Below are 12,499 nucleotides of genomic sequence, written 5' to 3'. Positions count from 1 at the left end.
CGAATTGCAGGGCTTTTTTATGCCTATAATAAAAGCGACCTCCTTGATTTTTTACAATGATAAAAAGCAATAATTGTGCGAAAGTATTGATAAGCATTACTTTTGTCCCCATTTATCCTATAATATCAACCCTATTTTATCCCTATCATTGAGGTGAGCGTTATGGCTTTACTCCCTATTTTAAATTACCCAGACCCGCGCCTGCGTACTATTGCTACGCCTGTTAAGGAAGTGACTGCTGAAATCAAAACCTTAATCGCTGATATGATTGAGACGATGTATGAGGCACAAGGTATCGGTTTGGCGGCAAGCCAAGTGGATCGTCATATTCAGCTCATCGTTATGGATCTGTCTGAAGATAAAAATAGCCCTAGAGTTTTTATCAATCCAAAGGTGACACCATTGGTAGAAGAGAAACAGCCCTATGAAGAAGGTTGTTTGTCCGTACCTGAAGTCTATGATAGTGTTGAGCGCCCGAACAAAGTGCGTATTGAAGCCTTAGATGAGAATGGTCAAAAAATCGATGAAGAAGTAGAAGGCTTACTCGCGGTATGTATCCAACATGAAATGGATCATTTAAATGGGGTCATATTCGTCGATTATTTATCACGTCTCAAGCAAACTCGTGCTCGCGATAAAGTGCGTAAAATCGTTAAAATACGCGAAAAACAAGGCGAACAAATGGCGGATAAACAGCCGCAGCCCAGCCATTCTTAGTCCATTCATCATCTAAGCTATTTTTACGTCATTTAATCAGCATGGACGCAAGGTTTTATCACCTGTGAGATGCGTGATGACACTAATGTGAGATGACAATGACGTGATTCGAGCATTTACTCTTTAACACCTACTGTCTTTATTAAAGGTTCCCTACCATGACCATGATCAAAATTGACCAATATTTTGACCCTGCCGGCTGGCAGAAATTCACTCAAGCTGCTGAAGGTCGCGAGACGCCATTTTTGGTCGTGGACCTTAGCCGTATCAAAACCAAATATCATGAAATGGTTGGGTTTTTTCCCCATGCTAAAATCCATTATGCAATGAAAGCCAGTCCTGCTGTTGAAGTGATTAACTTGCTTGCTGATCTTGGTTCGAACTTTGATTGTGCCTCCATCTATGAGCTTGATCGCGTATTAGACTGCGGCGTTGAGCCATCGCGTATCTCTTATGGCAATACCATTAAAAAAGCGGAGCATGTCAAATATGCCTTTGAAAAAGGTATTGACTTGTATGCGACCGACTCAGAAGCGGATCTAAAAAATATTGCCAAGCACGCCCCTGGTTCAAAAATCTTTGTGCGTATCTTAGTACAAGGCTCTGAGACCGCTGAATGGCCATTGTCTCGTAAGTTTGGTTGTCATCCCAATATGGCGATTGAGCTGTTGATTCAAGCTCGTGATTTGGGTCTAGTGCCTTATGGAATCTCATTCCACGTTGGTAGTCAGCAAAAAGACGTTGCCGCTTGGGATGATGCACTAGCCAAGGTCAAATACATGTTTGACTGGATGAAAAACGAAGAAGATATTAAGCTACAAATGATCAATTTGGGTGGCGGCTTTCCAGCCAACTATATCAGTGAAGTGAACCCTATAAAAGTCTACGCTGAAGAGATCACTCGTTATTTGACAGACGACTATAGTGAAGAAGATATGCCTGAGATTATCCTTGAGCCAGGTCGTTCATTGGTTGGTGGATCGGGCGTATTGGTCAGTGATGTGGTGCTTATCTCGCGTAAATCGCACACGGATTTAACGCGTTGGGTGTATACCGATGTGGGCTTATTCCAAGGCTTAATCGAGACCTTGGGAGAGGCCATCAAGTATCCGGTTTATACGCCTAAGATGGAAACATCAACCAGCAAAGGCACTGTGGTACTGGCAGGTCCTACTTGTGATTCGACCGATATCATGTATGAAGAAGCGGGCTATCAATTGCCAGAAGAGCTGGAGATTGGTGATAAAATCTTTTGGTTGACCACGGGTGCGTATACTAACTCGTATTCATCTATTGAGTTCAATGGTTTTCCACCGTTAGAAGTGATCTACGTTGACTAATCTGCAATAGATTATTGTCGATAAAAAGGCGCGATAATGCTCATCACAGTATCGCGCCTTTTTTATGCCAAAAATAATATGAGTGAATGCAAGACTACTGCACCATTATCCAAATTGGTGTGTTTTTAGTACTATCAATGGCACGATTGCTACCATCACTTGCGCGTTGATTTTGGCTACTTTGAGAGATTTGTCCGATAGTTACCCATTGACCACGTGGGATAATAATGGTCGTGTCTAATCGTTGACCTTGAATGGCATGATTACTATTTTTCTGAGAAGTTGAATAGGAGCGTGCGAGTTTTTCTTCAACTTGTGACAATGTTACTTCGACTTGACCAGTCGGTAATAATCTTGGCGTAACCGTGATGCCTTGCGTCGTTGGTAGCAATACCTGCTGTTGAATGACAATCTGTACTGAAGGACTTTTATAATTTGTATAACGATTTACATCGTAGGTTTGATTCAGCGCATAAAGCGTCCCTGTACTGATGCTGGCGGCACTACCTGACAAGGTTTGTACTTGGTATAAATTATTTGTTTGCTGTTGGCTATTGCTCTGATGAATAATCCCTGACCCTTGAATACCACGATTGCTAATAATGACCTGCCCTTGCTCAATATTACCTTGGACGCTGCTATTATTGCCAACACGCACAGCGACCGTCAATGCCTGTGGCTGACCGTCAATCTGAGTCAATAACTGCTGTACCGCCTGATAGTTAGCGGCTGTCGTATGCAACACTAACTTGTCTTGATAGGTAGTAACTGTACCGCCGTCACGATTATTATTCAGTTGCTGACGAACAGCAGGTAATAATGCATCACCACCATAGGTATCAATGACGTAGGTTTGAAAAGTAGCTGCTTGTGCTGAGATATTGAGCGTTGAGAACACAATAACGCTTAGTAGAACTACTTTTATTGCTTTAGTAGGAGTGACCATAATGTATTAAGTCCGAATCAAGTGACCAAATAAATACCTGCACGTGCTTATTTCTATTGGCTTTGTTTTTATCTTGAATGTCTTCGTATTCTTTAATGATAGATAAATCTGTCAGGCTCATACCTTCATTCGGTTTAGTAGCAGTTTTATTTTGGCCAGCTCTGACAATAAACTCATTAATCCAATTACGCCATTCTAACTTTAGGTCAAAATTGCTAATCTCAAATGGCGAGCTACCATCAAACGTTTTTTGCATCATATCAACGAACTGTTTAGCAATTTCTCGGCGTGTATCTCCATTGCCATTTTGGCTGATATGGTTACCGACTTCTACTGCCACTACTAAAGGAATAATAAATCGACAGTTCGATTCAGCATAGGTTTTAAACTCATCTAAAACCTCGACTCTATTCTGATTTTTATTCGGAACATTCAATATATTTAATATTATGCTGGTATCTAATATACAAATATCTGCCATCTAATCAGCCCCCTGTAGCTGATTTAGCCAATCCAATGCTTGTTTTTTACGCTGCTCTGATGTGATTGGATGTTTTACAAAGCGCTCGACAATACCTTGAGTAACTAAGTCGCCAAGCGTTCCTTGAGCGACTAAGCCAAGATAATCATCTAAGTCTCCTAACCGCATCAACTTGCTATCACCTTCTTGCGGGTCTCTATAGCAAAATACAACATCTGCGAGGGCTTCATCTGGTAGGGCATCCATTAGCGCAGGATTATGCGTCGATAGTAACAAATTAAGCTTACGTTCTTCGGCATACTGACGCAGTAAGCTTAAAATAATATGCGCTCGTGTGGGATGAATACTATTATCAATCTCTTCAATGACTACTGTTGAACCTTCTGGCACAGAAAGGAGGGCAGCTGCAATGCCCAATACTTTTAACGTACCGTCTGATAGTAAATCCATTGTACGTTCAACAGAAGTACTCCCAAAGCTTTCAACTAGAGCAAACTCAATACGACCGCGATGATCTTTGTAAAATTTAATATCCGTAATATCTTGTTCTGGTAAGCTTTTAACTAATAACAATAACTTAGATTTGTTCTTTGCTTCTTCGCAGATATTATATAAAACTCCAGCGATATTAGAGCCATCTGGTCTTAAAATGTTATCTGCAATACTATCAATACGCATGTTATTTGGTACAAAATCAAAGAAAAAAGACTGTTTTAAAAACTCTCTAATATTATCAAAATCATCCCAAGCTTTATTTTTTCCCTCTTCAAGATGGTCTAAAATAGCGGTATGTTTATCAACCATGAGAAACTCAGAGATATCGCTATCTTTATTTTTATAAATAGTAATTTGATCATTTAGATTAGAACTGAGGAAGTTATTTAATCCATTATTGCGTTTTGCAATCTCATTTACTGCGTCTACTAAATCTATAGAGTAAAACTTAGAAAACTCAGAAAAGTAAGGATATATTAGCGATTTTAGTATAAATACTTTATCTTCTCTTGAGCGTATCACCTCACTTTTGAGTTCGATACTATTTGAACTTACTTCAAAAACACCTTCATACTCAAAATCTTCTTCGAGTTGAAAAATTAATGAAAATTGATCCATTGAGTTAAAAGCCAAGTCCTTAACACTACCCCGAACGACTTTATCACTATCGTTAACCCTATTTTTGAGCGTAGATAAGCGCTCGCCACCAGCCACCCAACTTAAAAAACGAAACGCTTCAATAGCATTGCTTTTACCTGACGCATTCGCCCCTATCAGTAAAGTCAAAGATGACAGCGGTAAGGTGGCTTCTTTATAGCTCTTAAAGTTTTTAATAGTGATACTAGCGTTATCTGTCATTGCCATCTCGCTTATAAGTAGATTATCTAAATCTTGCCTTACTCATTCAAACCCAATACATCCTGCATATTATATTGCCCGACTTCTTGTTTGATAACCCAAGTCGCGGCACGCACAGCACCCGCGGCAAAAGTCATACGCGCGCGGGCACGATGGGTAATTTCAACCACCTCACCATCGGCAATAAACATCACGGTATGATCGCCAATGATTTCACCGCCGCGAATGGCATGAATACCAATAGTACCTGCTTTGCGTTCGCCCGTTTGTCCTTCGCGGCCATAAACAGCGACGTCTTTTAGATTCTGTCCACGAGCTTCTGCCACGGCTTCTGCCATCATATATGCTGTGCCTGATGGCGCATCGATTTTATGCTTATGATGGGCTTCGATGACTTCTACATCGGCATCCTCGCCAAATGCCTTCGCTGCCATGTTGAGCAATTTCAATGACAGATTAACACCTGTTGAATAGTTACCAGCATAGACAATCGCAATTTTCTCGCTGGCTTTTGCCAATACTTGCTCTTGCTGCTCATTGAACCCTGTCGTCCCAATAACCATCGCGACATTGTTTGCCGCGCAAATCTGCATATTTTGCTCAGTGGCATCAGGCAAGCTAAAGTCAATCAGTACATCGATGTCATTAATGACAACTTTTAAATCATCGACAATTTGCACTTCTAAGCGACCGATAGCGGCGACTTCGCCAGCATCTGCACCAACAAGGCTTGAACCTTGACGTTCTATCGCGGCATTTAATATCGTTTTCGAGTTGTCTTGTACCGCTTCTATTAGCATACGCCCCATACGACCACCAGCACCAATAACCCCGACTTTGATGGCTCGTTTATTTGTATTTTCTTGCGCTGTTATCTGTTGGCTCATATTTTTACCCTAAAAGCTCTATATTAATAAGAAAGGTTTTAAATGTTATGATGCTAAGTTTAGCAAATATCACCACCTGAATGGTTTTTTATAACGTCAATAAAAACCCCCAGTATTTCATGTGAAACACTGGGGGTTTTGTATCTAGTCATTTAACCAAACGGGTGAGTAAAATAACTCAGTTAATCAAATAAGTCACCAATTTTTTTAAAGAATGACTTCTTATGTGGCGACTGCTGATGCTTGCTATCACCGTCGAGCGTATCTTGGAACTGGCGCAACAGGTCTTTTTGCTCGCGAGTTAAGTTCACTGGGGTTTCGATAACCACACGGCAAATCAAATCACCTTTCATGGTGGTGCGTACTGGCGTCACGCCTTTGCCGCGCACACGTAGCAACTTACCACTTTGCGTGCCTTCTGCAACCTTGATTTTCACTTTACCATCTAGGGTTGGTATTTCGACCTCTTTACCCAGTGCTGCATCGGTGATGCTCACAGGTACATCCATATACAGATCCGCACCTTGACGGGTAAAGACATTATGCGGTTTTACGCGTACTTCAACGTATAAGTCGCCGTTTTGGACACCCGCGCCGCCCGCTTCACCTTCGCCTGCTAGACGGACGCGATCACCATCATCAACACCCGCTGGGATAGACACTTCTAGCGTACGTGATTTGTCTTTAACGCCATTACCGTGACAGTCAGAGCACGGATTTTTGATTTGTTTACCAGTGCCGCCGCAATGTGGGCAAGCCTGCTGCACGGCAAAAAATCCTTGCTGCATACGCACTTGACCTTGTCCATGACAGGTCTGACAAGTCACGATATCAGAGGCATTTTTTGCCCCTTTACCATCGCACGTGTCGCAAGGCGCAGGCGCAGTGAAACTGATTTCTTTTTTACAGCCACGTACCGCTTCTTCTAGCGTCAGCTCAATGACGTAACGCAAATCAGAACCACGGCGCGAACGTCCACCGCCACGCTGCTGACCGAAGATATCGCCGAAGTTGCCGAAGATATCACCGAAAATGTCTTGGAAGTTGCCACCACCTGCACCGCCAAAGCCACCGCCGCCCATGCCATTTTCGAAGGCTGAATGACCCATGCGATCATAAGCAGAGCGCTTCTCTTCGCTGCTTAGTACTTCGTAAGCCATCGATGCTTCTTTGAATTTATCCTCAGCATCTGGATCATCAGAGTTACGGTCAGGGTGATATTTCATAGCCAGCTTGCGGTAAGCTCGCTTAATTTCTTTGCTTTCAGCGGTCTTGCTCACACCTAATACTTCATAAAAATCGCGCTTACTCATGGGCTCTCCTATCGTCTTTACAGTCCACCGGACAGTCGATTCAGTAGTTCTAGTCAACCACCATCTTAATACGACTCACTATGGCACTCAAAGGTTTCACATGAAACATCATAAATAGTGAGAGAAAAGAGGTGATACTGCTATGAATCTTACAAGCGAATACGGCGGGATGCTGCTTAGCCAAATCAATTATTAAAAGTTTGCGCTATTTATGGAGATGCTATGGTGATTTATCAAGCGCTTAGGCAGGGAAAGTATCCACTATAGTGCGCTTGGCCATACAAAAAGGTTTTATTAAGGAATGAACAAAGGTTTTCATACCTTAAAAAGGCTCAGCCATGCTAATATTTATCGCTATATTTTTGGGTTTTTAGATTTATACTCACCAGTATTAAATCTGCCCATCATTACGTTTTTGTTTTGCGATAAGGGTTTGATTTTTATGAAGAAGCTGATTATTTTATTAATCGTCATTGCCGTCGCTGTCTATGCAGGCTCGCCCTATTACAGCGCTTATCAGCTTAAAAATGCCTACGATGCCAAAGACGGCACGACCATCGCAGCAGCGATCGACTATGAGCAGGTGCGACCTAGTATCCAAAACCAACTCACCAGTCAGTTTACGGCGACTATGGCCGATTATCCATTGGTCGCTGAGTTGGGCGGCGAGCCATTGACCCAAGCTGCCAATAGTTTTATCACGCAGGCGGTAGATGGTGCTATAACACCGCAAAACATCGAAAAAGTCATCGATACCCAAGGTCAGGCCAATACCGCAACTAAAGAGTTGGCCGCCGCATGGGCAATTGCCAGTAATCAAGTCGATCTCAAAAATTTGATTCAAAATCTTATCATCCAGCGCGGTGATGTGGATGCAGTGGTCAAAAGCCAAATGCAGCAAATCATGAAAAAACAAGCCGCTGAACTGGAGCAACAGGTAGCGCAAGGGTCGGACAGTGACAAGCCAACATTGGGCTATTGCGGTATTAATTGCTTCACTATTAGCGGTCAGGTAAAAGGTTATCCGCTCACCATCGAGATGCAGCGTAACGGTTTAATTGGTTGGAAAATCGTTGATATCGTGTTGCCACAATAGACTTGCTACCCCTAACGGTTAGAGGCAATAAAAAACCGCCACATAGATTACTTATGTGGCGGTTTTTTATTAATATTAAGGAATGTCATCTCTTAATACATTTTTTATTCATAACTTTATTAAACATCTATGTGAGCTACTGTACGCCCAAAAATTCTAAAAATTCAGGACTCTCAAAGCTCGCTTGAAACAGCACGCCATCTTCACGGTAGATAGCAGGCGTTGCCATCACCGCAAGCCCCGCTGCTTTTTCACGATTGGGCGTCACATGATCGGCTTTACAACTTGCTGGTGCAGGTGTCATCTCACCCTGCAACATTGCTTTATCAAAAGCTTTACGGCGGCTTTCCTCGTCACCTTGGCACCAAATGCCACGCATTTGCTCAGGGGACTGCTCGTATATCGGATAACCAATGGTTTTGACCGTCACACCTTTGGCATTAAGCATTGGAAGCTGTTGATGCAAGCGGCGGCAATAAGGACAGTTGACATCATTGGCCACATAAATAACCGCTCTCTCAGGGCCGGTCGCTGGATAATTAATCAGCTGGCTTTCATCTAAAGTCGCAAACACAGACTGATTTTTACGCTTTTCAAACTGCTCATCGAGTCCGATGAATTGACCATTTTCGATGACAGAAATCTCGCCATCAGTAATATATTGTGCATCATCCGATAGTAGAAAAGGCACGCCTTCTAATGTCGCACCCCAAATCACGCCTGGCACTGCAGTATAAAAGAACGGCGTCTTAGTGCTCATATTTTTCAGCGCATCCATATTCGCCAATATATCAGCTTTGACACTCGCACTGACAGGTTTGCCTGCCTGCGCACTGGTGCTACGCGCTGGTGTCTTGGTAACTACACGCTTGCTTGGATTCTTTTGTAGCTCGCCTTGAATGACATATTTGCCATCTTCAGTGATATGCAAAGGCAACTGCCCCGCCAAATTGACTTGATACATATTGGGTAAGTTGGACGGCACAATAGAGCTAATTTGTGTTTTGATCCCTGCCTGAGTAAGCAATTGGCGCAAGCGACTGTCAACAGACTTGCTAACAGTGCCAGCAGCTTTTGTATTTTGAGTACTCTGGCTAGCTTTTTGGTCAGTAGCGGCAGTATCACTAGACTGGGCACAGGCGGTGGTTGCCAATAACATGGCGCCAATTAAACTGGCGGATTTTAATAGAGATGATTTCACAGAGACAGTCCTATCTGGTTTTAACAAAAACAGCTTTTAATAACAGCGCGTTTCAGTAACAACGATTTTTAATACCCTTTAATTTTAACAACACTCATCTTAAGAATAGCTGTTTCTAATAATACTCGCTTCTAACAATATCGGTTTCTAACAATAACTACCTTTAATAAAAATAACGATATTATGTAAAAAAATAGATTAAAAAAAGATAGGCAGACTTTAGCACAAGGAATACTTTTGCAAAGGTTTAACGGCTCAATTTTGCAAAACTGCTACTGAGCTTTAAGAGATAGGCAACACAGTGTGCACGCGAGACATAACAGGGTAAAAGTGATAGATAAGAACTATAGTTAAAAACTATGGTTAAAACTACGGTCAAAAAAAGCAGCACACGTGAAGTGGCTGCTGATTGTAAAGAAGTGCTTGCGAGTTCATTTCAAGATGAAAAACTTAGAACTTAGCCACTTCTTCAGGTGTTAAAAAGCGACTGTCGCCTTTCTCTAATCCTTCCAAAGTAATATGACCGACACTAGCGCGATGCAGCTCAACCACTCTATTACCAAAGTAACCCATCATCCGTTTTACCTGATGATATTTACCTTGCTCAAGGGTCAAACGTGCATGGGTCTCGTCAATGAATTCGAGAACAGCAGGTTTTGTTTCTTCGTGGTCGCCTTCTAAAAGGATGCCTTCAGCGACTTCTTTGACGGCATTGGCTTGCGCCGCTTCATCCATCGCATCTGCTAAAGTCAGCTCATAAATTTTGGCATGTTCATGCTTAGGGCTGGTGACACGGTGCAACCATTTACCATCATCACTCATCAATAATGCGCCGGTGGTATCAACATCAAGGCGACCTGCAATGCGCAAGCTACCAAGCTCTGGCACCGCAATCAGCTCAGTGACAATTGGATGCTCTTTTACTTTCAGCGTACATTCAAAGCCTTCAGGCTTATGCAATAGAATATAACGACTGCCCGCAGCGACCGATAATGGCTCGCCTGCCCAAATCACATCGTCATTGACCACATCGACGTGGACGCCTGGGTCTTTGATGACCTGATCGTTTACCGTTACTTCACCAGCGTGCAGAATTTTTTTGGATTCTTTACGCGATAGCTCAGTGGCTTTACTCAAAAATTTATCTAGACGCATATATTGCCTACCATTCGTTTGATGATACCTACTTTACCGTAGCAGCTAACGACACCAGCACTCACACTGAGCTTGTCCGCTATCTTCATGGGTCAGAAGTGGTACTATAATAAAAAATTAAATGAACACTGCACCCAATATGGACGACAGTGAAAGTTAGACAAGTTTACCATATCCAACCTAGACCTGATGAAATATGAGCTATCAAACGCTAAAACGTGCTGTCACTGCGCGCTTAGAAATTAAAAAATCCGAGTTTATTGCTTACGCTTATCCTGTAACCTCGCGTGAGCAGGCAATGTTTCACGTGGAACAACTACGCGAGCAATATGCCGATGCGCGCCACCACTGCTGGGCGTATATCATTGGTGACCCTAATAACACTACCAGTGCTGGCTTTGATGATGATGGCGAGCCAAATGGTACGGCAGGTCGCCCGATATTAAATGTGTTGCAGCATAAAGCGATCGGTAACGTCATTATCATCGTCGTGCGTTATTTTGGCGGTATTAAACTGGGCGCAGGCGGTCTAACCCGTGCTTATGCAGGCGCAGCGCAAGCAGTCGTCGATGAGATGGATTTAAGCCCTTATGTGCCGATGGCGCAAGTGCAGATATTGGCAGAGTTTGCGACCGAAGCACAATGCCGCTATGTGGTCGACAGTTTAAACGGTAGCATTGATGATGTCGCTTATAGTAAACAAGTGACATTGACCGTGACGATTGCTGAGGCAGATATCGACCATTTAAAAGAACGTCTGGCGATGGATGGGCGCGTATTAGATGAATCGAAAAAGTGAATGAGTAACCATGCGTTCACTGAGCATTCACTAAATCTTATTGGTTTTGATAACTGGCATGGGTATGATAAGGCACTGATTGTTAAAGATGATTTTAACGCCCATTAAATAAGATACCTTTATGCCAACCTCAAATTCGCCAACTTCAAAACCGAGCCAACCCTTCTCTCCAGCGCCTTTTAAACCACCCTTTTGGCTAACCAATCCACATCTACAAAGCATCTTGCCTAAGTTTTTTGCCCCTAAAGCACCCACTTATCGCCGTGTGGTCGAAAAAGACTCATTGGATGAAAGTGATATTGCTTATGACTTTTATGATGCGCATCCTATCGCCACCGTAGAAAACGGCGGACGTCAGCAAACGCCATTAATCGTGCTATTCCACGGTATGGAAGGCAGCAGCGATAGCCATTATGCACGTGCTTTGGCGCATCAAATACATGCGCAAGGCTGGCACTTTGTGGTGGCGCACTTCCGCAGTTGTGGCGGCATTCCTGCTAATGGTCGGGTTTTTTATAATGCGGGTGATACCGATGAGGTGCATCACGCGCTGCAAAACCTAAGTCAACAGTACGCCAATATTTATGCAGTTGGGGTATCACTGGGCGGCAATGCTTTGGCGAAATACATGGGCGAATATGTTGACAAAGCAATCTGCCAAGGCGCGGCTGTGATTTCTGCGCCAGTTGATATGTCATCAGCGGCGCTTAGTATGCACAGCTTTTTGAGCCATCGAATTTACACCCCTTATTTGCTCAACCCGATTATCAAAAAAGCCTTAGCCAATGACATCAGCAAAGAAGAGATCGACTCGATCAAAGCGGTCAATCGCATCAGTGACTTTGACGATATCTTTACCGCGCCGCGTCACGGCTACCGCTCTAATAACCACTACTATCAAGCCTCATCAGCCCTGCCTTATTTAATAAAAGTAACGAAACCATTGTTACTTATTAGTGCCAAAGACGACCCCTTCCTTGGTTTTACCGCCACGCCAAACGATGTGTCTGACAGTGTCACTATCTTAGACACTGAGCATGGCGGGCATGTGGGCTTTATTCGTTATCGCTCTGATAAAGACAAATCGCCGCATCTTTATAAAAAATCAAGATTTGATATCAACTGGATACCTGAAACTGTGAGCACTTATTTTAATCATATCGGTGTAGCATCTAATAAGCCCTAAAATAAGAATACTCACTTTACCTTTT

The 12,499-nt window shown here is 42.9% G+C and carries 12 protein-coding genes; 5 read left to right on the top strand and 7 right to left on the bottom strand.

Going from position 1 to position 12,499, the window contains the following annotated elements:
* Positions 1-162: 162 nt before the first annotated feature.
* Positions 163-717, top strand: coding sequence for a peptide deformylase (def, locus tag JMX95_RS06935; protein WP_045442956.1), 555 nt, complete (start codon positions 163-165; stop codon positions 715-717).
* 164 nt (positions 718-881) lie between these two features.
* On the top strand, positions 882-2,057 hold the full coding sequence (locus JMX95_RS06930; RefSeq protein WP_109590750.1) for a type III PLP-dependent enzyme: 1,176 nt from the start codon (positions 882-884) through the stop codon (positions 2,055-2,057).
* A 94-nt stretch (positions 2,058-2,151) separates the two neighbouring features.
* Here JMX95_RS06930 and JMX95_RS06925 read toward each other — a convergent pair whose 3' ends face one another.
* The 5 genes from JMX95_RS06925 to dnaJ form a co-directional block, all read right to left on the bottom strand.
* Positions 2,152-3,003 carry a hypothetical protein gene (locus tag JMX95_RS06925; protein ID WP_201560400.1) on the bottom strand — a complete coding sequence of 284 codons (852 nt, stop codon included), beginning with the start codon at positions 3,001-3,003 and terminating at the stop codon, positions 2,152-2,154.
* Complete coding sequence (locus JMX95_RS06920) at positions 2,987-3,484, bottom strand: PIN domain-containing protein (protein WP_109590527.1); 498 nt, start codon at positions 3,482-3,484, stop codon at positions 2,987-2,989. Before JMX95_RS06920 ends, JMX95_RS06925 begins: the two co-directional genes overlap by 17 nt.
* On the bottom strand, positions 3,485-4,837 hold the full coding sequence (locus JMX95_RS06915) for an AAA family ATPase (protein WP_109590748.1): 1,353 nt from the start codon (positions 4,835-4,837) through the stop codon (positions 3,485-3,487).
* A 38-nt stretch (positions 4,838-4,875) separates the two neighbouring features.
* Complete coding sequence (dapB, locus tag JMX95_RS06910) at positions 4,876-5,724, bottom strand: 4-hydroxy-tetrahydrodipicolinate reductase (protein ID WP_109590525.1); 849 nt, start codon at positions 5,722-5,724, stop codon at positions 4,876-4,878.
* 182 nt (positions 5,725-5,906) lie between these two features.
* Positions 5,907-7,037: a molecular chaperone DnaJ gene (dnaJ, locus tag JMX95_RS06905; protein ID WP_201560399.1), complete on the bottom strand. Its 1,131-nt coding sequence runs from the start codon at positions 7,035-7,037 to the stop codon at positions 5,907-5,909.
* Between the two features lie 442 nt (positions 7,038-7,479).
* Between dnaJ and JMX95_RS06900 the strand changes: the two genes are divergently transcribed.
* Positions 7,480-8,133 (top strand): DUF2939 domain-containing protein, encoded by a 654-nt coding sequence (locus tag JMX95_RS06900; protein WP_109590746.1) that lies wholly within the window; start codon positions 7,480-7,482, stop codon positions 8,131-8,133.
* Between the two features lie 136 nt (positions 8,134-8,269).
* On the opposite strand, the gene JMX95_RS06895 is transcribed toward JMX95_RS06900, so the two are convergent.
* Together JMX95_RS06895 and JMX95_RS06890 are read right to left on the bottom strand one after the other, a co-directional pair.
* Positions 8,270-9,334 carry a disulfide isomerase DsbC N-terminal domain-containing protein gene (locus tag JMX95_RS06895; protein WP_109590521.1) on the bottom strand — a complete coding sequence of 355 codons (1,065 nt, stop codon included), beginning with the start codon at positions 9,332-9,334 and terminating at the stop codon, positions 8,270-8,272.
* A 450-nt stretch (positions 9,335-9,784) separates the two neighbouring features.
* The gene (locus JMX95_RS06890) at positions 9,785-10,489 is read right to left on the bottom strand and encodes a pseudouridine synthase (protein WP_045442943.1); all 705 of its coding nucleotides are present in this window, start codon (positions 10,487-10,489) and stop codon (positions 9,785-9,787) included.
* Between the two features lie 196 nt (positions 10,490-10,685).
* On the opposite strand from JMX95_RS06890, the gene JMX95_RS06885 reads away from it, so the two are divergent.
* Together JMX95_RS06885 and JMX95_RS06880 are read left to right on the top strand one after the other, a co-directional pair.
* A complete protein-coding gene (locus JMX95_RS06885; protein ID WP_109590519.1) occupies positions 10,686-11,288 on the top strand; it encodes a YigZ family protein in 603 nt (200 codons plus the stop codon).
* A 121-nt stretch (positions 11,289-11,409) separates the two neighbouring features.
* On the top strand, positions 11,410-12,474 hold the full coding sequence (locus JMX95_RS06880) for a YheT family hydrolase (RefSeq protein WP_109590517.1): 1,065 nt from the start codon (positions 11,410-11,412) through the stop codon (positions 12,472-12,474).
* Positions 12,475-12,499: the final 25 nt, after the last annotated feature.

This window comes from Psychrobacter sp. NC44 (assembly GCF_904846655.1).
Taxonomy (GTDB): domain Bacteria; phylum Pseudomonadota; class Gammaproteobacteria; order Pseudomonadales; family Moraxellaceae; genus Psychrobacter.
Note: the sequence above shows the minus strand (reverse complement) of the source record. Positions and strands in the feature narration are given on the sequence as shown.

What these genes read in the sequence shown, in the direction of transcription:
- def (WP_045442956.1), top strand. Translation starts at nt 163, where the DNA reads ATGGCTTTACTCCCTATTTTAAATTACCCAGACCCGCGCCTGCGTACT.
- JMX95_RS06930 (WP_109590750.1), top strand. Translation starts at nt 882, where the DNA reads ATGATCAAAATTGACCAATATTTTGACCCTGCCGGCTGGCAGAAATTC.
- JMX95_RS06925 (WP_201560400.1), bottom strand. Translation starts at nt 3,003, where the DNA reads ATGGTCACTCCTACTAAAGCAATAAAAGTAGTTCTACTAAGCGTTATT.
- JMX95_RS06920 (WP_109590527.1), bottom strand. Translation starts at nt 3,484, where the DNA reads ATGGCAGATATTTGTATATTAGATACCAGCATAATATTAAATATATTG.
- JMX95_RS06915 (WP_109590748.1), bottom strand. Translation starts at nt 4,837, where the DNA reads ATGACAGATAACGCTAGTATCACTATTAAAAACTTTAAGAGCTATAAA.
- dapB (WP_109590525.1), bottom strand. Translation starts at nt 5,724, where the DNA reads ATGAGCCAACAGATAACAGCGCAAGAAAATACAAATAAACGAGCCATC.
- dnaJ (WP_201560399.1), bottom strand. Translation starts at nt 7,037, where the DNA reads ATGAGTAAGCGCGATTTTTATGAAGTATTAGGTGTGAGCAAGACCGCT.
- JMX95_RS06900 (WP_109590746.1), top strand. Translation starts at nt 7,480, where the DNA reads ATGAAGAAGCTGATTATTTTATTAATCGTCATTGCCGTCGCTGTCTAT.
- JMX95_RS06890 (WP_045442943.1), bottom strand. Translation starts at nt 10,489, where the DNA reads ATGCGTCTAGATAAATTTTTGAGTAAAGCCACTGAGCTATCGCGTAAA.
- JMX95_RS06885 (WP_109590519.1), top strand. Translation starts at nt 10,686, where the DNA reads ATGAGCTATCAAACGCTAAAACGTGCTGTCACTGCGCGCTTAGAAATT.
- JMX95_RS06880 (WP_109590517.1), top strand. Translation starts at nt 11,410, where the DNA reads ATGCCAACCTCAAATTCGCCAACTTCAAAACCGAGCCAACCCTTCTCT.